General features: G+C 53.3%; 24 protein-coding genes and 1 tRNA gene. 15 read left to right on the forward strand and 10 right to left on the reverse strand.

The window, feature by feature from the left end; genetic code table 11:
• Positions 1 to 56 precede the first annotated feature (56 nt).
• Positions 57 to 1,055 (reverse strand): AraC family transcriptional regulator, encoded by a 999-nt coding sequence (locus AC2FFF_RS03005; RefSeq protein ID WP_281971831.1) that lies wholly within the window; start codon positions 1,053 to 1,055, stop codon positions 57 to 59.
• A gap of 128 nt (positions 1,056 to 1,183) precedes the next feature.
• On the opposite strand from AC2FFF_RS03005, the gene AC2FFF_RS03010 reads away from it, so the two are divergent.
• The 9 genes from AC2FFF_RS03010 to AC2FFF_RS03050 all read left to right on the forward strand — a co-directional run bounded on the left by AC2FFF_RS03010 (position 1,184) and on the right by AC2FFF_RS03050 (position 9,386).
• Positions 1,184 to 2,959 carry an arylsulfatase gene (locus AC2FFF_RS03010; protein ID WP_496882847.1) on the forward strand — a complete coding sequence of 592 codons (1,776 nt, stop codon included), beginning with the start codon at positions 1,184 to 1,186 and terminating at the stop codon, positions 2,957 to 2,959.
• A gap of 134 nt (positions 2,960 to 3,093) precedes the next feature.
• Entirely contained in the window at positions 3,094 to 3,597 is a 504-nt protein-coding gene (locus tag AC2FFF_RS03015; RefSeq protein WP_281971833.1) for a DUF1269 domain-containing protein, read from the forward strand.
• An 11-nt stretch (positions 3,598 to 3,608) separates the two neighbouring features.
• A complete protein-coding gene (locus AC2FFF_RS03020) occupies positions 3,609 to 4,097 on the forward strand; it encodes a PRC-barrel domain-containing protein (protein ID WP_281971834.1) in 489 nt (162 codons plus the stop codon).
• 163 nt (positions 4,098 to 4,260) lie between these two features.
• Entirely contained in the window at positions 4,261 to 4,827 is a 567-nt protein-coding gene (locus AC2FFF_RS03025) for an HdeD family acid-resistance protein (RefSeq protein ID WP_281971835.1), read from the forward strand.
• A gap of 70 nt (positions 4,828 to 4,897) precedes the next feature.
• Positions 4,898 to 6,601, forward strand: coding sequence for an alkaline phosphatase family protein (locus AC2FFF_RS03030; protein ID WP_281971836.1), 1,704 nt, complete (start codon positions 4,898 to 4,900; stop codon positions 6,599 to 6,601).
• Between the two features lie 49 nt (positions 6,602 to 6,650).
• The gene (locus AC2FFF_RS03035) at positions 6,651 to 7,451 is read left to right on the forward strand and encodes a transporter (RefSeq protein WP_281971837.1); all 801 of its coding nucleotides are present in this window, start codon (positions 6,651 to 6,653) and stop codon (positions 7,449 to 7,451) included.
• Positions 7,452 to 7,490: 39 nt separating this feature from the next.
• Positions 7,491 to 8,351, forward strand: coding sequence for a DUF1269 domain-containing protein (locus tag AC2FFF_RS03040; RefSeq protein WP_281971838.1), 861 nt, complete (start codon positions 7,491 to 7,493; stop codon positions 8,349 to 8,351).
• 269 nt (positions 8,352 to 8,620) lie between these two features.
• Positions 8,621 to 8,920, forward strand: a complete 300-nt coding sequence (locus AC2FFF_RS03045) for a hypothetical protein (protein ID WP_281971839.1) — start codon at positions 8,621 to 8,623, stop codon at positions 8,918 to 8,920.
• Positions 8,921 to 8,930: 10 nt separating this feature from the next.
• Positions 8,931 to 9,386, forward strand: a complete 456-nt coding sequence (locus AC2FFF_RS03050) for a hypothetical protein (RefSeq protein ID WP_281971840.1) — start codon at positions 8,931 to 8,933, stop codon at positions 9,384 to 9,386.
• Positions 9,387 to 9,447: 61 nt separating this feature from the next.
• Here the strand turns inward: AC2FFF_RS03050 and AC2FFF_RS03055 are convergent, their stop codons facing one another.
• Positions 9,448 to 10,734 (reverse strand): AI-2E family transporter, encoded by a 1,287-nt coding sequence (locus AC2FFF_RS03055; RefSeq protein WP_281971841.1) that lies wholly within the window; start codon positions 10,732 to 10,734, stop codon positions 9,448 to 9,450.
• 357 nt (positions 10,735 to 11,091) lie between these two features.
• Between AC2FFF_RS03055 and AC2FFF_RS03060 the strand changes: the two genes are divergently transcribed.
• Entirely contained in the window at positions 11,092 to 11,325 is a 234-nt protein-coding gene (locus AC2FFF_RS03060) for a hypothetical protein (RefSeq protein ID WP_281971842.1), read from the forward strand.
• A 55-nt stretch (positions 11,326 to 11,380) separates the two neighbouring features.
• Here AC2FFF_RS03060 and AC2FFF_RS03065 read toward each other — a convergent pair whose 3' ends face one another.
• The 3 genes from AC2FFF_RS03065 to AC2FFF_RS03075 form a co-directional block, all read right to left on the reverse strand.
• On the reverse strand, positions 11,381 to 12,529 hold the full coding sequence (locus AC2FFF_RS03065; protein WP_281971843.1) for a mechanosensitive ion channel family protein: 1,149 nt from the start codon (positions 12,527 to 12,529) through the stop codon (positions 11,381 to 11,383).
• Between the two features lie 614 nt (positions 12,530 to 13,143).
• Complete coding sequence (locus AC2FFF_RS03070; protein ID WP_281971844.1) at positions 13,144 to 13,422, reverse strand: hypothetical protein; 279 nt, start codon at positions 13,420 to 13,422, stop codon at positions 13,144 to 13,146.
• A 424-nt stretch (positions 13,423 to 13,846) separates the two neighbouring features.
• A tRNA-Cys gene (locus tag AC2FFF_RS03075) sits at positions 13,847 to 13,920 on the reverse strand.
• A 228-nt stretch (positions 13,921 to 14,148) separates the two neighbouring features.
• On the opposite strand from AC2FFF_RS03075, the gene AC2FFF_RS03080 reads away from it, so the two are divergent.
• The 3 genes from AC2FFF_RS03080 (at position 14,149) to AC2FFF_RS03090 (ending at position 17,108) form a co-directional block, all read left to right on the forward strand.
• Positions 14,149 to 14,802 (forward strand): protein-L-isoaspartate O-methyltransferase family protein, encoded by a 654-nt coding sequence (locus AC2FFF_RS03080; RefSeq protein ID WP_496882878.1) that lies wholly within the window; start codon positions 14,149 to 14,151, stop codon positions 14,800 to 14,802.
• Between the two features lie 95 nt (positions 14,803 to 14,897).
• Positions 14,898 to 16,316 (forward strand): TolC family outer membrane protein, encoded by a 1,419-nt coding sequence (locus AC2FFF_RS03085; protein ID WP_281971845.1) that lies wholly within the window; start codon positions 14,898 to 14,900, stop codon positions 16,314 to 16,316.
• A gap of 75 nt (positions 16,317 to 16,391) precedes the next feature.
• Entirely contained in the window at positions 16,392 to 17,108 is a 717-nt protein-coding gene (locus tag AC2FFF_RS03090) for a hypothetical protein (protein WP_142632918.1), read from the forward strand.
• Between the two features lie 3 nt (positions 17,109 to 17,111).
• Here the strand turns inward: AC2FFF_RS03090 and AC2FFF_RS03095 are convergent, their stop codons facing one another.
• Positions 17,112 to 18,569, reverse strand: a complete 1,458-nt coding sequence (locus tag AC2FFF_RS03095) for a cobyric acid synthase (RefSeq protein WP_281971846.1) — start codon at positions 18,567 to 18,569, stop codon at positions 17,112 to 17,114.
• 204 nt (positions 18,570 to 18,773) lie between these two features.
• On the reverse strand, positions 18,774 to 19,094 hold the full coding sequence (locus AC2FFF_RS03100; RefSeq protein WP_108785849.1) for a DUF6280 family protein: 321 nt from the start codon (positions 19,092 to 19,094) through the stop codon (positions 18,774 to 18,776).
• Positions 19,095 to 19,312: 218 nt separating this feature from the next.
• On the opposite strand from AC2FFF_RS03100, the gene efp reads away from it, so the two are divergent.
• Entirely contained in the window at positions 19,313 to 19,876 is a 564-nt protein-coding gene (gene efp / locus AC2FFF_RS03105; protein WP_142632922.1) for an elongation factor P, read from the forward strand.
• Positions 19,877 to 19,939: 63 nt separating this feature from the next.
• Here efp and AC2FFF_RS03110 read toward each other — a convergent pair whose 3' ends face one another.
• Together AC2FFF_RS03110 and ygfZ are read right to left on the reverse strand one after the other, a co-directional pair.
• On the reverse strand, positions 19,940 to 20,878 hold the full coding sequence (locus AC2FFF_RS03110) for an ABC transporter transmembrane domain-containing protein (protein WP_271947939.1): 939 nt from the start codon (positions 20,876 to 20,878) through the stop codon (positions 19,940 to 19,942).
• A gap of 106 nt (positions 20,879 to 20,984) precedes the next feature.
• Complete coding sequence (gene ygfZ, locus AC2FFF_RS03115; RefSeq protein WP_142632926.1) at positions 20,985 to 21,722, reverse strand: CAF17-like 4Fe-4S cluster assembly/insertion protein YgfZ; 738 nt, start codon at positions 21,720 to 21,722, stop codon at positions 20,985 to 20,987.
• A 73-nt stretch (positions 21,723 to 21,795) separates the two neighbouring features.
• Here ygfZ and AC2FFF_RS03120 point away from each other — a divergent pair, with 73 nt between their 5' ends.
• Positions 21,796 to 22,470, forward strand: coding sequence for a TIGR04283 family arsenosugar biosynthesis glycosyltransferase (locus tag AC2FFF_RS03120; protein WP_142632928.1), 675 nt, complete (start codon positions 21,796 to 21,798; stop codon positions 22,468 to 22,470).
• A gap of 838 nt (positions 22,471 to 23,308) precedes the next feature.
• Here AC2FFF_RS03120 and AC2FFF_RS03125 read toward each other — a convergent pair.
• Positions 23,309 to 24,178 carry a MurR/RpiR family transcriptional regulator gene (locus AC2FFF_RS03125; RefSeq protein WP_281971847.1) on the reverse strand — a complete coding sequence of 290 codons (870 nt, stop codon included), beginning with the start codon at positions 24,176 to 24,178 and terminating at the stop codon, positions 23,309 to 23,311.
• Positions 24,179 to 24,308 lie beyond the last annotated feature (130 nt).

A 24,308-nucleotide genomic window follows, 5' to 3' on the forward strand; every position in this document is an offset into this window, starting at 1 on the left:
ATCATGAACTGGCATCGCAGGCGTGAACGAACGTCGAAGCTTGGGGGAGCGCTGTCTTAGGAAAGAACTTTGCTCTTTGCATACGTCGAAGGCGCACAGCCTTCCCAGACAACGAACGCTTCCGAAAAACTCTGCCGATGCTCGAAACCAATTGCATTTGCCGTATCATCAATGCTGGCCCCAGAGGTCAGCAAGCGGCAGGCCTCTTTGTGGCGTTCAATCTTTTGGATATCTCTAAATGCAGTACCTTCATTTTTTAACTGAATCTGAAGAGTCCGAGGGCCTACTCCAAGTACCTGTGCGGTGTCAGACAGCGACCATGGCGCAATGCCAAATGACGCCTTGATCAAACCGGCGACTAGGTCTGCCCTGTTCACTTGAGGTGCTTGCATAAGTTTCTTGCCACGCAGATAGCGCGAAAGGATATCCGCTCGAACGCTGTCTGAACGGTGCATTTTCGCCCGAAGCAAGTCTTCGTGAAATTCGATATAGCCCTGATTTGAGTCTCTGACTGACTCAACTGCTGAATTATTCTGAAAATGCTCCGAAGAGGCGCCAGGATAAGCCACCGTGATCTGCGGACCGACTTCGCCGAGGGCCATCAGGACAACTTTTGTAAGCAGCCCTATTGTATACTGGATGTCCTGCTTGCCATCATGAGAATTCAACAACGTAAAGTACCAGATACGGCATTTCCCACGATACGTTCTGATCACGAGTTCGGAGTTGTTCTGAAAATAGCGAAGCGCCGTCGTAGCGGTTTGCAAGGCCTCCCAAAGCGTATCCGATGAGACGATTGCTCTGCCAAAAACGCCCAGTTCGCCCACATCCTGTTCAAGGCTAACTCGGAGAAAAAAGTAATTATCTTCTGCCTTGCGAACAATGTCATTTATCCCTCTCAGATACTCATCCGCCCCGATGATCTGTTCCGCATCTGTAGGTAAATCGAGTGAACGGAGTGTCCGTTCGAAGCGTCTCGGATCACCGGCGAGAATTGCTGCGGGCCCGTGAAACGCACCCGCTCTGATGGCAAATTCGTTGGTTTCTTCTGCCATGGGAGGCCCTATTCAATAGTCTTGTTTGTCGGAGGTGCACACCATGCACTTAGAACACTGCAAGTTGTCAAGGTCTTGGCTGCGTTGTCGTTAGATCGACAGTTGGTCCATCAGCTCTCATTCAGGACATGACCAAAGCGAAGCAAAGGTTTGCACGGGCAGTTTTCGAATTTTTGTCGGTTAGATTCGCATTTTCCGACAATGCGACTTTTTCCATCTCATATTTTTCATGTGTTTCTTGGAGGCGATCAACTCAAATGTTGCGAAGTTTGGGTGCGAGTGGCGCGGACTACCGAGACAATTTTGGAGGAAACATGCGACCTATTCTTAATTCGACAAAGACGGCAGTGACGGCGGTTATGTCAGCTGTGGTGCTGTTTGCCGCGGGCCCGGCGTTCGCTCAAGACAAACCAAACATCCTGGTAATCTGGGGTGATGACATCGGTGTTCACAACATCAGCGCCTACAATCACGGAATCATGGGTTACAAGACCCCTAATATCGACCGCATTGCAAGTGAAGGTGCGATGTTCACAGATGCCTATGCACAGCAGTCTTGTACTGCCGGGCGCGCTGCATTTATGACCGGTCAGCACCCATTTCGTACAGGACTTCTGACGATCGGTATGCCCGGATCCGAGCACGGGATTCCAGATTGGACCCCGACAATCGGCGATGTGATGAAAGAGCATGGCTACATGACTGCTCAACACGGCAAGAACCACTTTGGCGACCAGGATCGCCACCTGCCAACCAACCATGGCTTCGACGAGTTCTTTGGCAATCTGTACCACTTGAATGCCGAGGAAGAACCCGAAAGCTATTATTATCCCAAAGACCCTGCGTTCAGAGAGACGTTTGGTCCACGTGGCGTGATCAAGTCGACTGCTGATGGGAAAGTCGAAGATACAGGCCCAATGACGCGCAAGCGTATGGAAACAGCTGATGACGAATTTCTTGCGGCTTCCGTCGACTTCATCAAGCGAGCAAACGAACAAGAAAAGCCGTTTTTCCTATGGCATAATTCAACGCGAATGCATGTCTGGACCCATCTGAAAGATGAAGCTGTAGGGCGCACAGGCATTGGCCTCTACCCAGATGGCATGGCTGAGCATGATGACCAAGTGGGCGTTCTGCTCGATCTGCTGGATGAGCTTGGTATCGCGGAAAACACAATTATCATGTACTCGACCGATAACGGCGCCGAGACGATTTCCTGGCCTGATGGTGGTACGACGCCATTCCACGGTGAAAAGGGAACAACCTGGGAAGGTGGATTCCGCGTCCCGCTTATCGTGAAGTGGCCCGGCCTTATCGAGCCCGGAGAAAAGTTTAACGAGATTGTCAGCCATGAAGACTGGATGCCGACCTTTGCCACAGCGATTGGAGAGACCACGCTGGTTGAGGACCTCAAAGAGGGAAAAACGTTCAACGGCAAAGACTTCCGCGTCCATCTGGATGGTCATGATCTGACTGAATACCTGTCTGGTGAAACAGACGAGAGCCCACGTGACTCGATCTTCTATTTTGATCAGGGCGCAAATCTGAACGCCGTCCGTGTTCAGGACTTCAAGGCGCACTTTGCAACACTTGAAGGCGGAATCAACACCGCAGTTCGGCAGGTCCCTGCTTGGCCTCTCGTGGTTAATCTAAAGGCCGACCCGTACGAAAAGGCCGTGCATGAATCCGAGATGTATCTGCGTTGGTATGCCGAGAACACGATGTGGATCTTCGTCCCTATCCAAGCGAAAATCAAAGAGTTCCTTCTTTCGCTCAAGGGCTACCCATTCCAGCAAGGTTCAAGCTTGTCGGCAGCCGGGATCAACTATGACTTCCTGACCAAAGTGCAGGCACTTCAACGTCTGGAAAACCTGGAAACCATCATGCCCGGTGCTCGGCAATAACGCGGTCAAACATTGAGCCGCTGGGAGCTTTGCTCGTGAAGATGAACTTTTCCCAGCGCTCACACAACTTGGAGCCGCGTGCCTGGCATGCGGCTTCGGGAAGCGAAACTTAACTCAATCTGAAGAATGAACTTATGAGCGATTTAGTAGTCATCGTATTTGAAGGTCGTCACACAGCAGACGAAGCGCTTTTGCGCCTGCAAAAAATGAGCATGGACTGGGAAGTCGACCTCGACGAAGTCGTTGTGATGACCCGCGATCAAAACGGGGTCGTGCGCACCCGAAACTCCGACACATTGACCGCAGCGGGTTTTCTGGGCGGGACATCGCTTGGCGCTCTGACCGGTACCCTGATCGGGGCTATGGCTGGTAACCCGGCTGCAGGTTTTGTTGCGGGATCGGCTGTAGGTGCCGGTTCCGGGACGCTGGCAGGAATGCTGGATCAGGCAGACGAAGAAGACGCGCTAGCGGCCCGTGTTGGTGCAAAGATGAAGCCTGACTCGTCGGCATTGGCCGTGATCGGTTGGTCGAACCGGCCGACGAAACTGCTGAGCGAATTGGAAGGCATGAAGGGCGAGGTCATCGAGACGTCCTTGTCTGTCAGCGATGAAAACGAGCTTCGCGCAGCCCTGTCCTGAAGCTGACCAAGTTGATTGGAGAGGCCGGCGGCCGGAGCATCTTGCCGCCGGAAAATCAAAGTTCAAAAATCGAGAACGGAAAAAGTGAAATGAAAGAGCTTCTGACAACCGCGGCGATCTTGTGCGCATTCGCATTTGGAGCCCCTATGCCTGCATCCGCACAGTCTGCACCCCATGTGGCGGGTGGAGTAGTTGTTGAGTACAACAATCTGGACATCGCTGTGGTTGCTTCCGGCTGGAGTGTTGTCCAGCTTTTGCGCGGCGATGTTTACAATGCTGGCGGTGATTTTGTGGGCTATGTTCATGATGCGCTGGTTTTGCCGGATGGTGATACGACCTTCGTGATCGTCAATGTTGCCGGCTTTCTGAACATCGGCGAAAAGCTGATTGCGTTGCCTGCCGGCGCTTTCGAGATCAACGCTGATGGCGATCTACTGTTGCCCAACGCGACAAAAGACAACCTGAAAAGCTTGCCGCGGTTTTACTACGCACGAAACTAGGACCTCAAACCGCAGTTGTCTTTACAGCACAACCGCCCGGCATGTCTGAACATGCCGGGCGATCGGTTGGAAGGTGGGTCCAAGTCGCCTTCTGACCAACCAAAACAAAAAGGCTCCGCTTATTGTTTAAAACTAAGCGCACCGAAATCAAAGGACCAAGAGAATGAGTGATATAAAGATTAGCGCATCTGGAGATGTACAAACAAGCTGGGGTTGGTTTCTTGCTTTGGGCATTTTGATGATAATCGGTGGGGTAAGTGCGGTCTTTGCTCCTTTCCTAGTCTCCGTGATTGTCGAACAGATCGTAGGCATCTCTTTTGTTGCAGGTGGCGCCCTGATGCTGGTCCAAATGTTTACCACTAAGGACGGATGGAATGCCCGGATGATCTACCTGATACTGGGGCTGTTCACTACCATGGCCGGTGCATTGCTTTTGTTTCGACCGCTCGAAGGCCTTGTGGCCATAACACTGATTTTGATTGCTGGCGTTTTCGTCAGCGGCTTGATCCGTATCGCAATGGGTATCGCGGCACGCCCGGAAACTGGGTCTGGCTGGGTGATATTCGGCGGAATCCTGTCCGTTCTGGTTTCAGGTTATCTCATGATGAATTATCCCGAAATCAGTGTTGCTCTGCTTGGGTTAATGGCCGGATTTTCATTGATTGGCGAGGGCGCCGGATACGTCCGATTTGCCTACGGTCTTAAGAGCAATGCGGCGAGAGCAACTTAAGCATCCGTGGGGCAACTTAATGTCTTTAAAATCCCGCTCTAAAACGCAGCTCTTTTTTCAAGGGGAAAGCATGGTCGGCATCTTTTCAAAACTTGCTGTCGGGGGCACAATTGCCGTTGGCATTGTGTTCTCGTTCGCAACTTCGGCAACTGCCACAGAAAAACCCCAGCTGGTGCTCCAGATAACGGTAGATCAGTTGCGCGGTGACCTGATTGACAGATATCGGACACATGTTGGCGAAGGCGGGTTTCGATATCTGATGCAAAACGGGGTCATTTTTTCAAATGCCCATCATCGCCATGCTAACACCGAAACCATTGTCGGTCATACAACATTGTCCACTGGCACGGACCCGGCAATCCACGGCATGGTTGCCAACCTGTGGTTCGATCGAAAAACAGGCACCCCGTTCTACAATGTTCAAGACATCGAGTATCCACTTGTAGGGGCAGCAGGGATCGATGCAGCTAATGAGATTGACCCGACGCAACGCGCTGCGACAACTGACGGGCGGTCTCCGCGCAATATCATCAGTTCAACGATATCTGACGAAATTGCCATTCATTTTGGTCCGGCTTCCAAAATCTTTGGCGTGTCGGTCAAGGATCGCGGTGCCATTGCAATGGCGGGTTACGCAGGGCAGGCTTATTGGTTTTCGAAAGCCGAAGGCAGATTTGTCACCAGCACGTTTTATCGCGACGACTATCCGGCTTGGATCGCGGACTGGGAGGCGCAAGGCAAAGTGGCGTTGTACGCAAATCAGGACTGGACCCTGTTGCGGGATCGTGAGCTTTACGCTTTTGCTGATCACGACGATCAAGCATGGGAAACCGAATTGCCGGGTTTTGGTCGCACATTTCCCCATAACTGGGGCCCTGACGATAACAAGTATTTCACTACATTCCTAACTCTCAGCCCGGCAGGGGACGAGATCACGGTCGACTTCGCAAAAACGCTGATGGATGCCGAACAGATCGGAACAGACAGTGTGACGGACTATTTGTCGATCAGTCTTTCCTCGACGGACTATGTTGGTCATGTTTTTGGTCCTTCCAGTCTGGAAGCGGAGGACAACTTTGCCCGTCTGGACCGAAGCATTTCCGATCTGTTGGCGCATGTGGATAACACAGTTGGGCTGGACAAAACCCTGATTGTCTTGTCGGCGGATCACGGCGCACCCGAACACCCGGATTATCTCGCGACAGTCGGTATCGAGGCCGGGTTGTTTGACTTTCAGCGTGTGGACACCGAACCGGGGTTTGTACGCTTGCAGCTGGATTTCGGAGCTTCCCGCGATCTCATCCAGAATTTTTCAAATCCCTATCTTTATCTGAATCAGGAATTGATTGGCCAAAGGGGGCTTGATCCAACTGCCGTTGAACTGGCGATTGCCGAGGAGCTTCAGAAGTTACCCGGAATTGCCTATGCGGTCGGCAGCTCTGCATTGCGCAGCGGATCAGTCCCGCGCACCAAGATCACAGAAGCTGTTTTGGCGAACTTTCATCCTGACAGGTCCGGTGACATCTATGTAGTGTTTGAACCACACTGGTTTGTCGCCGATTTCGACGGATTAACGGTTGCGTCGGCACATGGCTCACCTTGGGCCTATGACACCCACGTCCCCCTGATATTTTCCGGCCCAGGCATTACGCCGGGGACAATTGTACGCCGCGTCGAGACGGTTGATGTCGCGCCAACGCTAGCGGCTTATCTAGGCACCAAACCTCCTTCGGGGACCACCGGCGTGCCACTGCCCGAGGTGATGCCACAATGATTGGAATACTCGGATGACAATAGATTCTCGTTCCCTTTGGAGACTGACCATGAAGATGTTCCATATTTTGTCCTTGGTTTGTGCAGTGTCTGTATGCCTGTTCAACACGCAGGCCCAAGCACAATCAGATGCCGCTTCAGATGCAGCTCAGGCGAACAACCCACTGGCCGACATCACTGCTTTTAACATCCAGAATTACTATATCAACGAATTGACCGGACCGGGGGATTTCGATGCAAACCAGTTTGTCTTGAGATACGCCAAGCCAGTTCAAATCGGTAATAGCAACTGGCTGGTCCGAGCATCGCTCCCCTTCAATAGTTTCCCTGTTGGTGATGGCGGATCGACGGAAAGCGGGATCGGTGACTTCGATATTTTTGCTGCATATCAAATCAACACTGGTGATCCCGCTGTCAGCTTTGCTATAGGTCCACAGGTCGTTGCTCCTACTGCAACCGAAGACCGTCTGGGATCGGAACAATGGCAGCTCGGTCTCGCGAATGTTTATTTCAACGCTCGTTCGGCAAAGGTGCAATATGGCTACCTTTTGACATGGCGCGGTGGAGTGGGTGACACAAATGGTCGCGAGCGCGTCAGTCTCGGCGCATTTCAACCATTCGTCTTTTACCAGCTTGGTGACGGCTGGTACACGGGCGGTGCGCCTATCTGGTCCTACAACTTCAAAAACGATAACTATTCTGTCCCGGTGGGCATTCGCTTGGGCAAAGTCTTCAAGAAGAACAAGACCGTTTACAACGTGTTCGTCGAACCGCAGTGGTCGGTGAGCGATAGCGGTAGCGGGCTGCCGAAACAGCAAATCTACTTTGCCGTTAATATGCAGTTCAAATGACACCTAATCCTCAATCAGAAAAATAAATGGAGAACTAAGTTGGACAAATTTGTAGCGGTTGTCTTTGACACCGAGGAAGCCGCCTTTAAAGGTGCAGAGGCAATGCGTGCTCTTCATCAAAACGGAGAGCTTGCTGTCTTTGCAGCGGGTGTGATCACAAAAGATGCAGACGGAGAAGTTGAACTGAAATCGAGCGCAGATGAAGGCCCAATCGGGACTGCATTTGGATTAATGTTGGGAGCTATGGTCGGGGTTTTGGCTGGTCCTGTGGCAGTTGCATCGGGCGCCGCACTTGCCGGTTCTGCGGCAGCAGCATCAGCCGCCGCGAGTGGCATGGCTGTTGGCGGCATGACTGGCGGGCTCTTTGGTGCATACCGGGATCTTTGGGTTTCGGGGATGGACGCCGTAATGCTGGACAATATCAGCACAGAACTTCTACCAGGAAAATCCTGTGTTGTCGCTTCAGTTGACGAAGTTTGGACTACGCCGATGGACACAAAGATGAGCGAGTTTGGTGGAACTGTTTTCCGAAAGTTGCGAGCTGATGCAGTTGACGACGAAATGGCAGCGGAAATGGACGCACTGGATCGCGAATGGGACGCGATGGAGGAAGAATGGCAGGCCGCAAGTGACGAAAGAAAAGCTGCTTTCAAAGAAAAGATGGACGGCATTAAGTCCAAAATGAAAGAAAGTGGTGAAAAGATCGACACTCGCATGGAAGAGCTCGATCAGGAGTTTGAAGCCCGGCTCGAAGCCATCGAAGAGCAGATTGAACGAGCCTCTGATACAACGAAGGCCAAGTTTGAAAAACGCAAAGCTGAGATCAAGGCAGATTGGCAAGAGCGCAAAAACAAACTCGCAGCCTCTTTGCGCAAGGCAGCGGCCAAGATTGAGGCCTGATTGCTCGAATAAACACAGCTTGTACGGGCGAACGCTGTCGCCTGTACAAGCTGCATTATGGATTCTGGAGCAGTCCACCAATCCACCAGAACACAGCATCCAAGCGGGGCCTCGGTTTTGGATACTTGACGTAGCGCAGTGTGCCTCGGATTGTGGTTACTAGGTGCTGACAGCCAGTGTTGTCGCAACTGGCGATTTGATCTTCAAGTTTGGTCGGCGCCGATAAGAAACGCAGAAAAGTTTGAAATTCATCGTGGGAGTTCTTCGTCATGGCAACCAAAATGGAGTTGGAAGCGGAGCTTGAGCGCCTGCGTGCACAAAACGAAACGTTACGTTCGGAGACCAGCGATTCACCCACGATGGATGTGGCGGATGATCCTCCGGGCGAAACAGATGCGATCAGTGATCTGAAACAGCTTCTGGACGAGCACGGCATCGATGGTGAAAATATTGATGCCTTGCGCACGCAGTTGACGGATGAATTCACAAAGCTTCAAAAGGAGTATCCAATAGCGGTCCTCCTGAGCATCTTCGTCCTTGGGTTTGTTGCTGGCCGGACGTTTAAGTAGGATAGAATGCATGAATAGAATTAGCAGAAATCTAACCACAATCTATCGCACAGAACGGCTGATAACACGCCGTCGTATCGCAGTAGTCCAACAACAAACGGTCTTGATGGCGCTTGCTGGATTGGCGGCACTAGCTGGACTTATCTTATTGAATATCACGTTCTACTTTGTCCTTACCAAGTGGCTTTCCCCAGCAGTTGCTGCTGGCACGCTTGCTGTCGTCAATCTTGCACTCGCCGGGTTGCTTGCATCAGTGGCCGGACGCATGAGTGTGGATGACGAGATCGCGCCAGCGATCGAAGTGCGGGATATGGCAATAACCGATCTCGAAGCAGAACTCGAAGGAATGACACTGGAAGCACGCCAGACGGTTAATGCAATCAAAGGACTGGGATCTAATCCGCTTGGTTCCGCTGCAGCGCTTTTGGTGCCGGTCTTGACGGCCGCATTGAAAAAGAAGGGCTGACACGCGAAAGCTTTTCAGCGGCGGAATGTCTGTAATTTTTCCTTCTTGGGGACAGGCTAAATCAGCTCGTATCTGTTTTGGGATTGGCGCCGGGTGACGGTTCAGACTTGCGTTGTCTGGCTTCTTTCCGCTCGAGCAACTCTTGTTTCATCAACGCAAGCTCTTCTTCTGTTTCAGAATGGGGCTGTCTCGTACCAGCATCAGAGCTTACGCTTTTGCGGCTCGACGGCCGTGCGACAGAATGCGGTGTATCATCGACTTTCACATTTTGTTCCTTTGGCAACACACCGTCGCTTGAGAGCAATCTGGCAAAGGGTTGCAAGCCCGGAATTTCCGAACAGACAATCATAATGACGACTGTCAGTGGCACGGCGATAAATGCTCCAATTCCACCCCACATAAGGCTCCAGAAGGTGAGCGCCACCATGACAACGAAGGTGCTCAAGTTAAGGGATTTTCCCTGTAGCTTTGGTTGCACGATGTTTCCAATAATAGCGTCACCGCCGCCGTATACTGCAACAACGGTCAAAGCCGGTACGATAGATTCAAACTGAAGAAGAGCCACCGTCGTCGGGAATAATACGGCGAGGAATGAACCAATGCTGGGAATGAAGTTGAGGAAAAAAACCAATAGAGCTAACGGAAGCGCGAAATCGACTCCCAAAACCGTCATAACGATAAAAGCCAGTGTACCGCTCATCGCGCTGGTGGATGCATTAATCCACATATATTGTCGGACGCCGATTGAAATCGACCTTAGGATATTTTCGACCTGCCTGGCACTATCCGGCGTTGCACAAAGCCTTGGAAGTTTTTCAGCGAACGCGCCTCGGTCACCCAACATAAATGCGACGTAGAGCAGGATCAGCCCAATATTCCCAATTGCGCCAGCAGTTGACGCCGCAAATCCTGTTAGCCAACTTTCGATGTCGATAGACAGAATGGATTTTTCGATCGCGGCGGCTCGTTCTGCTCCAACGAAAGCGTCAAATTGAGTTTCCAGCGACTGCAAGCGCTCTGTGTATCTGGGTCCGGCATCTGCGACCGCCGCAGCTTGGTTTGATAAAACGTAACCAAAACCCACAAGCAAAAGGAACAAACCGGCCGTCACCCCAATGTAGGCCGCCCAGCGAGGTATATCCCGCCCGAAAAATGTTGCAGAGTTCAAACGTTCGATCAGCGCGATATTGAGGATAAAAAGCAATGTGGCCAAAGCGAGTGGGATCAGGAAATCGCGGCCAAACCAAAGCAATCCAACTATGATGGGAAATGAGACGATGGTCAAAAACCATGTAGGAACAGCCGACGTGTTTGATGTATTTTTGCCCATAATTTTTTCGTTGGTCATCCGATATGCCTCGTCTTCTGAAGTCGTTGCCGTATCGTTTGACCGGTAATTACACTACTTTACACTGTACTACCCATGTTTCAAAGGACCAACTAAAAAGGCTCCCAGGCCCCTCATTCCCAAAAAAGTGTGCGTGTCGTTTGTATTCAGCCGTCGCTCACATGGTCGTGGGTGCGTGGCAGAACATAAAGTAGTGTAAACGGTGCAGGTGGCTTTTCGCGGCGAAGGCAAGATTGCCCGACGTGACTCACGTCGCTGCAAGCCTTCATTGCCACAAGGAGGGGCCGCAGTTGTTTGACTTCTATAGGTTTTGCGGACAACGTCGCACATGGATTTAATTAACGAAGGGACAAACGAATGATCGACGTAACCGAGATTGTGAAAGAGCTTAAACAACGCCGCGATGAGCTCAAACTGCAGCTTCATCTTGCTTCGAAAGAAGCCGAAGACGAATGGGAAGAACTTCAGGCCGAGTGGGACAAGTTTCTATCTCGATCAGAGTTTGACAAGTCAGCGGAAGAAGTAGGTGAATCTGCCCGCCAGTTGGGGCTAAAAATGAAAGCCGCATACGACAAAATGAAAACAACCTAGGTTCAAGCCCGTTTTACTGACTGGTTTTGCAAGCCGTCAACCAAAGACGCCAGCTCTAGGAATTGGGATCAAATGTGTTGTCCTGTAGCCCTTGGCTTTCCATGCTGGCGTCTATTTTCACTGTTTGGGTAGGATAGGCGAGTGTCGTGCCCGCATTGCGAGTTATGCTTAGAATCGCTAACGTTAAGCGTTCAGTGACTTGCAGATACTCTTGATAGTTTGGTCCCCGTGTCAAAACGTAAATCAGGATATCAATTGAGCTCGGCCCGAAATCGCTGACAAAGATATGCTTGGGCGCATCATCCCCAAGTTCAAAGTCCCCAGACGTCCGGTGATGATGTCGTATCCCATCCCGCACTGCCTCAATCTGCGACTGGGTGGCAGACAGCTGAAGGGGCACTTTCAGCATGATACGCCTGTGTTTCAGCGCAGAGTAGTTCAGAACAATTGAGTTCGACAAATCAGAGTTGGGGATATGTCGCGGGATTTGATCAAAGCCCACAACCAGTGTTGAGCGTAAATCAATCCTTCTTACAGTGCCAACAAACTGCCCCTCCACCTGAATAGCATCGCCCGTCTCAAAACGTTTCTCGCTGATATTCGTCATGCCTGCGACAAGGTTGCGGAGCAAATCCTGCGTTGCAATGGCCAGTCCAGCGCCCAGAACGCCAACACCGGTGAGCGCTCCTGAGATATCAATCTGCCAGACTTTCAGAAGCGATGTCAGGCCAAACAATATGACTGCAAATTGAGTTACTCTTTCAACCCAATCTGTTTCGCTGGCAACCAGACTGGAGGTGTCATCGCGCAATAACGACGCAAAAGGGCCGCTGAGGCGGTACCAAGCGCCAAAGACAGTAACAATGGCAACTGAGCTCAAAACCCTGGTTAGAAAGAGCCCCGTTTCATCGGTGGGAAAGGCTAGGCGGATAGCTACGTAAACCGCAAGAGTAACGAACAGAATTTCGGCGGCGGATTTTAGTTGTGCCTCCACATCGTCCGAAAGATTTACTCCAAACCGGGCCAGAAGTGCTTTGAAACCTACCAAACTTAACGCGGATAATGGTTTGCGTATCAAGAAGACCAAAGCAATGCCGATCAACGACCAAACCACTGAGCCCATATCCAAATAACCCAATGATTGCTTAAATGACTTGACCGTCGTCTCAAGGAACGCGTGAACCGGGCCTACTTCCGTCTCCACTTATCAACTCTCCCGATTTAAGCTCTGGGATTAACAATGCGATTTTTGACTACCATTGACCAGAGTTCGGCTTTACAAACATCGCCTAGGGTGATGTTTTCGAGGAGAATGCCCTTGTTTTTTATGGTTTATCTGCCAATTGCAGGCATTTTGTTCACGACGTCTATACATTGCCGTCTTCGACTGGCAATCACAAATATAGAATGGCTGACAGATTCCCGGTTTACGTGGCTTTGACGCGAGCATTTAGGATATTTAGTAGTAAGAACCGTCGCATTTTTTCGCGCTAAAACCAAGCCAGAGAGCGATGAATACAAGTTCAGACTAAGAGGATGGCGGCGTCGGCCTTCAAACCATGAACTCATCATGCTTTCGCCAACACCAATTGTCTGCTTCCCACCTAAACGTCCCACGGTTGTTGAATTTGCATCTGAAACCAAGAGTTCTTTCCAATCCTTCGCCTTAGTAAGCATGGCAGTCTAGTTTGTGCCGGAAACGACCGTTGAAACTGCAACAACGAAAGTCTGAAAAGTCCCGCTTAGCGGTCGCTAAAACAGAGTGCCGAGAACGGCAGCTAACAGTGCCGGCACACGCGCATTTGACCATTGTCTGGCCTATCTGCGGACGCCTCGGGCGGCTTCGGGATTTTCGGCCAGAAAACCGCGCAGAACCGCAAAGAGCTCTGTTGCATGCTGCAAGTCATCTCTGTGCAACGCGGCGCGAATATCGTCGCAAATCATCTCATGCACCTTCTGGGGCCCGTGATGCGTATGCATCAAGTATTCGCCCATAAGAGCAGCATCGTATTTTGTGATATGCTCATGTTCAGCTAGCGCTTCAATCTCGACCCGCGTCAGCGCAGACATGTCTTCAATATCTTCGATCGCAATCATGTATCACCCTCCCAAGCCATCTCATGCTACCGGTTTGGTGCTTTGATGCATTGATTTGGCTCAATCACGTAAAGGCGTTAGTTAGATGCCAATCATCATTGAGATATCGAACTTGATACTCGCATGCGGGAGCATTCCAGGGTCTCGTGAATACTAGCCACAGCTTCTGATGACTACTTCGTCCGCATACCTGACATTAGACTGTCTCTCGCTCAACGGCAGCGATGCTGAGAAACTGCTTAAGAAGTCTGTGTCTTGGTTTCTTGATTGTCCTCTCAAGATAAGGCAGTCGCCTCGATTTTTTCGCCAACGCGCTTGCGTTGAGGATACTAGCCACAGGGGTGGCTCAGCGCTGTTGTTTCAAATATCCGTGTTTGAAATTCGCGTATAGCTTCTGGAATTCGGCTAAGTACCTGAAATTAAATGGAGGCGAGTACCGGAATCGAACCGGTGTACGCGGATTTGCAATCCGCTGCGTCACCACTCCGCCAACTCGCCTTTTCAAGTAATATCAAATACTTGCCGTGGTGTGACAGGCGTTTTAGCAGCTTTAATCCGGGGCGTCCAGTGGGTTCGGTCTAAATTTGAGGTACTGAAAATTGGATCACCCATTCTGATCACTCTAAAATCTTCACGACAGACGAAAGTTTCCGCTTGCGGGCCGTTGCTGGTTTGCCCGGGATGTGGCACAAGCCCATCAACCTTGGGAAATGAATGAGCGATCCAATGACAGATTTCGCAGCCCGCCGCCGCACCATGGTCGATACGCAGGTCCGGCCTTCGGACGTTACCAAGTTCCCGATCATTGATGCCATGCTGTCCGTCAAGCGCGAGAATTTTGTGCCAGACGCGCAACGCGAAGCCGCCTATGTCGAGGGTATGATAGAACTTGAGGCTGGACGCTGCATTCTGGAACCGAGAACACTGGCCAAGATGTTGGATGTGCTGAACATTACCAATGATGAGGTTGTTCTGGATATTGCTCCGGCGCTGGGATATTCGACGGCTGTTGCAGCCCGTATGGCGCAGTTGGTCGTAGCGGTGGAAGCGGATGAAGCGCTAGCTGCCGAAGCGCAAACGCTGCTGATGGAGGCTGACGCGGATAATGTGGTTGTTCACGTGGGGCCGCTGGATGAGGGCGCTGCCGAGCATGGGCCTTATGACGTGGTCATGATCCAGGGCGGTGTAGAAGATGTTCCGTCTGCATTGATTGACCAGCTTAAGGATCATGGGCGTATCGCCTGCCTGTTCATGGAAGGTGATCTTGGGACCGTCCGTATAGGCCACAAATCAGGCGATCGCGTTACCTGGCGCCAGGCATTCAACGCAAGTGCACCAGTTCTGAAGGCTTTCTCGGCCGAGAGTGCATTTTCGCTATAGTCGGCGGGCAGATATATCTGCTGCCTTGATTAGTTCAACACAAAGACGCAAACTGGCCTGAGGGCTGCGTTATTTTGATTTGAGAGGATTTCGCCATGCGTTTTGCAGCAGGAGGAAAGCTGGTCAGGACTCTGGCAGTGACTGCAGGTATTGCTTTGGGCACGTTGCCTGGACGGGCGGTTTGGGCCGACAACCTGACCGACGCGTTCATCGGAGCATATAATACTAGTGGTTTGCTGGAACAGAACCGGGCGTTGCTGCGGGCTGCGGACGAGGATGTGGCGATCGCGCTATCGGCTTTGCGCCCTATTATCAACTGGACCGTCGCGGTTAGCCAAGACTATACGCGCAGCAGAAACAGTGGTGTTACGAACAGTGTTGATCCTTCGAACTTCTTCTCGGGCCTGACGCTGAGCCAGCTGTTGTATGATGGCGGAGCCTCGATTCTAGGCAAGCAATCAGCGCAGGAAACGGTGCTGTCGACCCGGCAGGCGCTGATCGATATCGAACAGCAGGTCCTGTTCCGCGCAGCGACCGCTTACCTGAGTGTTCTGCTGCAGGAAGAGACCGTATCGATTCGTCAAAACAACGTTGAACTGTCCGCAGAAGAGCTTCGCGCCTCGCAGGATCGTTTCGAAGTTGGGGAAGTTACCCGCACAGACGTCGCATTGTCTCAGGCTCAGCTTGCAAGCTCGCAGGCCGATCTGGCGAATGCGCGCGGCGATCTGAGCACTGCTCAGGCGGAATATGTGAACGCAGTCGGCAAACTGCCGGGCCGTACTGCTGGTCAGCCCAGCCTGCCAAACTTGCCCCGCTCCGAGGCCGAGGCTGTCAGCCTGGCACAACGCAATCACCCGTCCATTCTGTCCGCACAGCACCAAGTGCGGGCTTTTGATCTGGTCGTTCAGCAGCAGCGCGCGGGCCTGGGTCCGAATGTCAGCCTGAACGCTGATGCGGGCGTCACCGAGAGCTATGATGACGACGATTATGTGAATGATGCGAGTATCTCGCTGAACTTCAGCCAGCCGATCTATGCGGGTGGTCGACTCGCGGCAAGCGTGCGCCGCGCAATGGCATCGCGGGACGCGTCGCGTGCCAATCTGCTGAATGTTCAAAAGAACATTACGCAGGGCGTGTCTGATGCCTATGTCCGGTTTCAAACTGCAAGCGCAAGCCTGAGGGCCTCTTCGGAACGTGTGCGCGCCTCGGAAGTTGCGTTTGACGGTATCCGCGAAGAGGCAACTTTGGGTGCGCGGACCACTCTGGACGTGCTGGCTGCTCAGCAGGATTTGCTGGACGCGCAGCTTGCCGAAATTGCTTCCAGAACCGAGCGATCTCTGGCGGCTTATCAGTTGCTGCAGGCCCAAGGTTTGCTCACGGCCGAGCGTCTGGGTCTGGCGGTTCAGATTTACGATCCGACCCTTTACTATAATCTGGTGAAGAAAGCCCCCGCGCAGGTCAGCAAGCAGAGCAAAGATCTGGATCGGGTCCTGAAAGCACTGCGTCGGGACTAAACACCCAATACTGCCTGTTGTGAGGTCTGCATTGTTTGGCTACACTCGGACCTGAGGTTAGAGCGGTAGAAAACAATGACAGACAATGTCGTGAACTCCGGGATCGAAGACGTACTGTCATCGGTCAAGCGGCTGGTCAGCGAAGAAGGTCGAAAAGTTCCCGATCTGGTGCGTTCCAAGTCAGAGCGAAAGCCAGGGCGGCTTGTTCTGACTGATGCGCTCAGGGTTGGCGAGCAAACAGGTGTCGAGACGCAGCCTTTAAAGCTGGATGCTGAGTACAGCGCTGAAAAATCGGTGAAACCGATGCTTCTGCGCGCCTGCGATGTTGTTGCGGGTGATGAAGCGGAGTCGGCTACAGAACATTCACCTGATCCAGTTGCGGAAGAGGGCATAGCCAAAAGTCTAAGTGCCAAAATTGAGGCGCTGGAAGCCGCGATCGCCCGGACCGAAGATCAGTGGGAGCCGGACGGAGACAGCGTAGATGCCTATTCCGGAACACCAAATCAACCGTTGGAATGGCAACCCCAAGACGAAGCCCCAGATGCAGAGACTGAGACTGTTGAAAAGGCAGTGTTTGTACGGGACCCAGAGGTATCGGCTGCCGCGGATACAACAGGTTCAGAAGCAGATGCTGCCATGTCCCGGCTTGATGACGATGGCTTGCGCTCTTTGATTGCGCAGGTTGTTCGTGAAGAACTGCAGGGCGTACTGGGTGAACGCATTACGCGGAACGTTCGAAAAATGGTTCGCCGCGAAATCTACCGTGCGTTGGCCGAGCAAAAAGCCGAGTGAAAGTCAGCCTTTAATCGGCGTTTCAGCCAGTTCCAGCAAGCGGTCCAGATCCATATGTCGTTCCAGATGGTCGGCCAGACGATCAAGCGTATCTTCGACACCGTCCTCATAGTGCAGGGTGGAAGAGACTCCCAAAAGCTGTAGGTAGTCGGCCCGAAATTGATCGGATGAGAATATACCGTGTAGGTAGCTTCCGCGTATCCGGCCAGTCCGATCAGCTGCGCCCTCCGGGCGGCCCTCGACCTCCAGCCAAGCGCGGGTGCAATCGTTGCCTTCGGTGCGGCCCATATGGATCTCATATCCGGTTAGCGGTTGGTGCCCCGGCAGGGCGCGTGCAGTCCGCAGGGTCACCTTTTTCTCGCCGACCATAACGGTATCCACATCCAACAGCCCCAATCCATCGACTGTACCTGGCCGCCCGTCCACACCATCGGGATCAGCAATGGTGTTACCTAGCATTTGGTAGCCACCGCATAATCCCAACACGTGACCGCCACGTCGCACATGGGCATAAAGGTCGATATCCCAGCCCTGCGCACGAAAATAAGCCAAATCGCCAATGGTTGATTTGCTTCCGGGAAGCAGGACCAAATCCGCATCGCCGGGCAGCGCGCGGCCAGCGGGCACGATCTCGACCGTGATGCCAGGCTCTGCCGATAGCGGATCAAGATCATCAAAATTGGCCATCCGTTCCAACTGAGGTACTGCAACCTTACAGGAACCGCCACTGTGGGACCGGATATCCATCATATCTTCGGCTGGCAGTTTCCATGCATCGTCGAACCAGGGCACAACACCGATACAGGCCCAGCCTGTTCGAGCGGCGATGTCATCGCGACCTTCGTCGAATAGGGATACATCGCCCTTAAAGCGATTGATGGCAAAGCCTCGGATCATTGCCAGATCGCCAGCATCCAGCACGGCCTGAGTCCCGACGATCTGAGCAATTACCCCACCTCGGTGAATATCGCCGACAAGTACGACCGGCACACCCGCGGCGCAGGCGAAGCCCATATTGGCAATATCACACTGACGCAGGTTGGTCTCGGCCGGGCTTCCGGCCCCTTCAACCAACACCAGATCAGCGTCGGTGCAGAGCCGGTCAAAACTCTGGCGCGCGGCTGTCATCAGCTTGGATTTATCCTTGCGGTAATCGCCAGCCTGCATCGTTCCGGCGCGTTTGCCCTGAATGACGATCTGCGCGCCTGTATCTGTTTCAGGCTTCAAAAGGATTGGGTTCATATCCGTATGTGTGGCGCGTCGTGCCGCCAACGCTTGTAGGGCTTGCGCGCGCCCGATCTCGCCACCATTTTCGGTTACTGCGGCGTTATTCGACATGTTCTGCGGTTTGAACGGGGCAACCCGCAGGCCTCGGCGCGTATAGGCGCGTGCCAATCCGGCCACCAGAACCGATTTTCCAACATTGCTGCCTGTGCCCTGAATCATGATGGCGCGAACCATGCCGAGTCTCCTGTTAGCTAACGCGCAGATGACCTGATTTGACCGTGAAGGGAAAGCCCCGGATGATGCGGCATTGCCATCATTTTTCAGTCATCGGGTGAGGGAGCAGTTTCGCACCGGAACTCATATTCGGGGTCTATGCAACAAAAAAACACGCCTCCATCAATAGGAGGCGCGTTTTTTCAAACAGACTCGTGCCTGTGATCAGGCGGCTTCGGCCTGTTGGGCGGCGTTGCGGCGCTCGCTTTCTTCGCGCGAAAGAGCGACCGAAGTCCGCACACCGCGACCAACGAAATCCATCAATCCGCTGACAACCCGTTCATTTGGGTCGATACCCGCGCAAGACAGCACTTCGCGCCCATCGCGCGAGCGTGCCCAGCGGGCGATCTGTTCTGGGCCATTGCCATACTTTTTATCGTCGGCAATAGCATCATCCAGCGCAGCCAAAACGACAGCTGCGAAAAGTTTACGAGCACGGTTGCCTTGCTCATTGTTAAAGGCGGTGCCGTCAACGAAATCTCTCATCTCGTCTTCCTTGTTGTTCTTGCTCTTGCATTTTCGGCGTGACGGTTCTTATGACCTATTAAGTGCGATTCGGATACACCTAATGTGCATAGTTGCGTTGCGTCACGCGCATAGCTTGCTGCGGCTGCAGCACAAGGTGTCGTTGTCTTGTCAGGTGCGGCCACGCCAGATATAGGGTGCGCGACTGACGCATCAACCGTTTGTGAAGGATTTAAGTCATGCCCAAGATAAATGGGAACGAAATTCGCCCCGGCAATGTGCTTGAGCATAACGATGGGCTATGGGCCGCTGTCAAAGTTGATCATGTAAAGCCCGGTAAAGGCGGGGCTTTTGCACAGGTCGAACTGCGCAATCTGCGCAATGGTTCCAAACTGAACGAACGTTTCCGCTCAGCTGACAAGGTCGAGCGTGTTCGCCTGGAACAGAAAGACCAGCAGTTTCTATACGAATCCGACGGCATGTTGGTGTTCATGGATTCCGAGACCTATGAGCAGATCGAACTGTCCGCTGATCTGTTGGGTGATCGCCGCCCGTTTCTGCAGGACGGCATGACTATCGTCGTAGAATTTTACGAAAGTGAGGCACTGAACGCCAAACTGCCACAGAAAGTGACGTGCAAGATCGTCGAGACCGAGCCTGTGGTCAAAGGTCAGACCGCTGCGAACTCGTTCAAACCGGCCGTTCTGGACAATGGTGTAAAAGTCATGGTGCCACCATTTGTGGGCCAAGATGAAATGATCGTGGTGAATACTGAAACCATGGACTATTCGGAACGCGCGTAACTGCACTTCTGCTTCAAGACACCGAGAACCGCGACAGCCCGCGCTGCGCGGTTCTTTCTATTTTTAGTCTTTGACGCGTCGGTATTTTTCTGGGTTCGGGCCAAATAGTTCGAGCATCAGTTCGAATTTGATCCGGTTTGCGCTGACCTGACGATAATAGGCGATCAGAAAGGCCGTGGGGCCTTGAATACGGCTGAGCCCACTGGTGGCGGCAACAACTGTGCCGACATCGGTTCTGCCCTGAAGGACAAGCCAGCCACCCAGCATCAGAACGCCAACTGTCCCGGCGCCGTTGATCACGCTTAGAAGGAATTTGGCCGAGAGCTTCCAGATGAACATCTTTCGGCGAGTTTCGTAGATTTTGTCGAATTCCGCTTCGATCTCGTGCGCGGCCGCGTCAATCTTTTCTGCTGTCAAACTGTCGGTGGCACGGCGCAGGATACGAACGCGTTCGGCGACAAAGACGTTTACTTTGCGTTGTGAAACCAGAACGATGATGATCTGCGGCGCGACCATTGAAAAAGCGATCAAACCCAGCCCCGGCTGTGTAGACGAGATATAGCCAATCACGCTGATCAGAGTGCCGATTTGGACCACGGGGTCGGAAAAGGCACCGCCTGCGAATTTACCCAGCTCTTCTGCTTCGGCAGAAATGGCGGTAGTCATGGTCCCCTTGCGCATGGTCTCGCCGGTTTCATCCAGATCGGCGGACCGGACCAGCAGCCTTTGCCGGATCAGGCGGATCATATCCTCGCCCAGTGTTCCCGCCCGATAGCCGAGCAGCCATTTCAGCCCCAGGCTCAGCAAGATAACCACCATCATGCCCGCACCAAGCAGGATCATCCGGTCCACAGATACATCGTCCGAGGTCAGGTGGTTGATGATATCGCGCTGAAACTCCAGCGGGACCGCTGCCAGAGCGGCAACCGCAATAGACAGGATGATAAGGATGATCTGCCGGGCGGAACTGGCACGCCAAATTGCTTTATACAGACGAAACATCAACTCACCCGGATCACTGAACCAAACCTAGTTTGGCAGCCTGTGCTGGGCGGATCAAATGGTTCCGGGGCTGGCGGGGCCATGGCCAGGCTGTATTCGAGAAATTTCATTCCGTCAGGCGCACGGTCGCGTCGCCCGCCTGCATATCGCTCTTGGCCCTGTCGAGCCTGAGATATGCGATCCCCTGGCCATCCGCTTGGGTAAACAGGCGCCCCACGGATTTCCCGTCAGCAGTTATTTCGGTTCCGACAGGCGTGGTGCCTGCGACAAGTACCGTGCGCAGCCCTTTACGCAGCTCGGTCTTGTGTTTCATGCGCGCGGTCACTTCCTGACCGACATAACACCCTTTTTTGAAATCAACGCCGTTCAGCAACTCGAACCCTGATTCCAGAATATAACTGTCTTCGGTCAGTTCGATTCCGGTTTCGGGAATGCAATGGAGCACGCGGATCGCGTTCCAATCGGTTCCGTCCTCGCTTTCGGCATCTTCGGTATATGCGCGCCAGCCCATATCTGAATGGCGCGGATCGGGCAGGGCCCCATCGGGTGCCAGGCCAGTGCCGCGTTGCAGATTCAGGCCGCTGGCTTCGATCGTCAGGTCGGCGCGCAGCTTGTACATGCTCAGACGTTTGATCAACCCGTCGGCAATAACCTCGGCGACGTCCAGCAAGATATCGTCGCCCTCGCGTTTCAGAAAGAAATCGGCCAGATACTTGCCTTGTGGGGTCAGCAGCGCCGTATAGACCAGACCCCGATCAAGCCCGGCAATGTCATTGGTCACCAGCCCCTGCAAGAAGCTGTCAACGTCGGCACCGGTTAGGCGCAGAATGCGGCGATTGGGCATGGCAGAGTCCTCGTCTTTTCCATGGTGCTCGTGATATATGAGAAGTCGCTCATAAGACCAGAGGATATCCGACGTGCCGGCACCGATCAGTATTGTAATTCCAACCCTGAACGCGGCCGAAACCTTGCCTGCGACACTTGGGGCGCTGATGGAGGGGCTGCGCGCAGGGTTGATCCACGAATTGATTGTGTCGGATGCAGGCTCTACCGACAAAACCCATGAATTCGCCGAGAATGCCGGGGCCAGGATCGTGACCGGAGAAGCCTCGCGCGGGGGGCAGCTGCGCCGTGGCTGTGCAGCCGCCAAAGCCGATTGGCTGTTGGTACTTCATGCGGATACGGTTTTGCAGGACGGGTGGAGCAATGTTGTGCGGGATCATCTGCCCTCCGGGCGACCTGCGGCGTTCAGACTGGCCTTTGTGGCCGCGGGCTTTGCGCCATCCTGGGTTGCCGGATGGGCCAATCTTCGTAGCCGGATCTTTGGGTTGCCCTATGGTGACCAGGGCTTGCTAGTCCGGCGTTCTGAATATCAAGATGCAGGCGGTTTCCCGGACCAGCCCTTGATGGAAGACGTGGCGCTTGCCAAAAAGTTGCGCCGCATCACGCTGTTGTCCGCCCGCGCCTTTACGAGCGCGGACCGGTATGAACGGGCGGGGTGGTTGCGTCGAGGTGGTCGGAATCTGTGGACTCTGACCCGCTATCTTCTGGGCGCTGATCCCGAGCGGTTGGCGCGGGCGTACCGGCAGTAAGCGTCGTTCTGAGTTCGACAATGGATTTGCCCAGCCGGAACGGGGCGGCGAAACTGACAAGGCACAGCGCAATGATCTGAAGCACCAGAATATGCCCGTTTTCCTGCAAATATTCCCATTCATCCTTAAGCTTGCCAACCTGAGTGACAAGATCATCGTAACTTTGAGCCAAGATCAAATAGTCGCCTGCGATTGCGGGAACTTTCCTGCGCAGATTGTCGATAGCTTCCTGTGTCGAGTCATCCAGCGTTGTGAACACCAGAAACTGGTCGACGTCGAATGAGTGCACCTTCGATGTCATCGCGCGCATGTCATCGCGCTCTTCCCGGGCCTGCCGTCCAAACAGGAATTGTAGCCCCCTCAGAGGGGCGACTTCGTTTGTTACGGCAATAAACAACGGCAGGTCAGCGTTGCTTGCGGTTGAGGCTGAAAGGAACTCAACTTTTTCGCACAGCGCTCCGATATCCTTGTCATAGGCCGGGTCGCAGAACCGCAAACGAAACCGCGCGGCGTCGCGGTCAAAGGCAAGCGTTGCGGCATAGGCAACGTCAATCTGCCGGTCCAGACGGGAACTGTCCGCTGTATAAAGCCCGGCCATCACCGCAACCAATGCGCCGACCCCGCCCAGAACCACCCAGACCAGATCAGCCAGTTTCCATGCGCGATGCCCGGCTGGTTTACGAAACAGGAATGCTGTGCCAACTGTGCCGATCAGAAAAAACAGAATCAGCAGCGGCAGCTGGTTTTCGGTAATAAATGTCATGGAAACAAAGTGACCAACCGCCGGTCAAGTGGCAACACTCCTCACGGGCAGTTGTAGTTTTGGAACAATCCGAAGCTATGAGCCCGAACTTTGGCCGAATTTCCTAAACAGCTTGGTGCGATCAAAGGCCTGTTCCAGTTCGACCGTGCGATCTTTGACCGAATCCCAAAGCCGTTCCTGAACTTCGGCTATGGCGCATTCCATCAGGGTCAGTATCGCAGCCATCGAATCCCAGGCAGAAGGCACCGAGATGCGCGCCGCGAATGTGTGTTTGGCCAGCCGGTGGATTGGCGAGCGCCACTGATCGGTCAACAGCACGATTTCGGCCCCGCGCTCGTGGCAGAGCTGACCAATCAGCAGGCTCGCGTTCTCATAGCGCCGGACATCCAGCGCGATCAGCACATCCCCTTGACGCACGTCCAACAGATCATGGGTCCAGGATGCGGCGACCGGCAACAGGCGGACATCCGGTCGGATCATTTGCAGGTGCAGATACAGGTATTGCGCCAGTGTTCCGGTAATGCGGCCACCGGTGATGAAAATACGCCGGTTCTGATCGCTCAACAGGCTGCAGAAGCTATCGAATTCGTCGGGGTCGATCTCGTCGATTGTGCGCTTCTGGTTGGCCAGAGAACGCTGGGAATAGCGGTTGAGGATATGTTCTTCGGGCAGGTCATTCTGCCAGACATCACGTTTGGCTACTGGCCCCGAGATCATTTCTTTGACCTCACGACGCAGCGCGGCCTGAAATTGAGGATATCCGTCAAAACCGGTCTTTTGCAGCATCCGTGCAACCGTAGTGGTCGAGACTGAGGCGGTACTGGCCAATTCGGTGATACTGCCCAGCCCGGCCATCGGGTAATCATCCAGCAGAACGCTGACCAGTTGCCGTTCAGACGGGGTCATCTTGTCCCGATGGGCCAGAAGCCTGTCTGTCACCCGCACTGGCGTGTCCTCCTATTATGCGACCAGACCATAATGTGAATAATTTTTCAGCAAGATCAAGCTTGGAAAAATTTATACAGAAAAAATATTGACAGGATGATGCGGTCTGTGGAAATTTTTCCACAATGTC

This window comes from Ruegeria sp. YTSA226 (genome assembly GCF_059609905.1).

Coding starts and splice junctions, on each gene's coding strand:
- AC2FFF_RS03005 (WP_281971831.1), bottom strand. CDS start 1,055: ATGGCAGAAGAAACCAACGAATTTGCCATCAGAGCGGGTGCGTTTCAC.
- AC2FFF_RS03010 (WP_496882847.1), top strand. CDS start 1,184: ATGACCAAAGCGAAGCAAAGGTTTGCACGGGCAGTTTTCGAATTTTTG.
- AC2FFF_RS03015 (WP_281971833.1), top strand. CDS start 3,094: ATGAGCGATTTAGTAGTCATCGTATTTGAAGGTCGTCACACAGCAGAC.
- AC2FFF_RS03025 (WP_281971835.1), top strand. CDS start 4,261: ATGAGTGATATAAAGATTAGCGCATCTGGAGATGTACAAACAAGCTGG.
- AC2FFF_RS03030 (WP_281971836.1), top strand. CDS start 4,898: ATGGTCGGCATCTTTTCAAAACTTGCTGTCGGGGGCACAATTGCCGTT.
- AC2FFF_RS03035 (WP_281971837.1), top strand. CDS start 6,651: ATGAAGATGTTCCATATTTTGTCCTTGGTTTGTGCAGTGTCTGTATGC.
- AC2FFF_RS03045 (WP_281971839.1), top strand. CDS start 8,621: ATGGCAACCAAAATGGAGTTGGAAGCGGAGCTTGAGCGCCTGCGTGCA.
- AC2FFF_RS03050 (WP_281971840.1), top strand. CDS start 8,931: ATGAATAGAATTAGCAGAAATCTAACCACAATCTATCGCACAGAACGG.
- AC2FFF_RS03055 (WP_281971841.1), bottom strand. CDS start 10,734: ATGACCAACGAAAAAATTATGGGCAAAAATACATCAAACACGTCGGCT.
- AC2FFF_RS03060 (WP_281971842.1), top strand. CDS start 11,092: ATGATCGACGTAACCGAGATTGTGAAAGAGCTTAAACAACGCCGCGAT.
- AC2FFF_RS03070 (WP_281971844.1), bottom strand. CDS start 13,422: ATGATTGCGATCGAAGATATTGAAGACATGTCTGCGCTGACGCGGGTC.
- AC2FFF_RS03080 (WP_496882878.1), top strand. CDS start 14,149: ATGACAGATTTCGCAGCCCGCCGCCGCACCATGGTCGATACGCAGGTC.
- AC2FFF_RS03085 (WP_281971845.1), top strand. CDS start 14,898: ATGCGTTTTGCAGCAGGAGGAAAGCTGGTCAGGACTCTGGCAGTGACT.
- AC2FFF_RS03090 (WP_142632918.1), top strand. CDS start 16,392: ATGACAGACAATGTCGTGAACTCCGGGATCGAAGACGTACTGTCATCG.
- AC2FFF_RS03095 (WP_281971846.1), bottom strand. CDS start 18,569: ATGGTTCGCGCCATCATGATTCAGGGCACAGGCAGCAATGTTGGAAAA.
- AC2FFF_RS03100 (WP_108785849.1), bottom strand. CDS start 19,094: ATGAGAGATTTCGTTGACGGCACCGCCTTTAACAATGAGCAAGGCAAC.
- efp (WP_142632922.1), top strand. CDS start 19,313: ATGCCCAAGATAAATGGGAACGAAATTCGCCCCGGCAATGTGCTTGAG.
- AC2FFF_RS03110 (WP_271947939.1), bottom strand. CDS start 20,878: ATGTTTCGTCTGTATAAAGCAATTTGGCGTGCCAGTTCCGCCCGGCAG.
- ygfZ (WP_142632926.1), bottom strand. CDS start 21,722: ATGCCCAATCGCCGCATTCTGCGCCTAACCGGTGCCGACGTTGACAGC.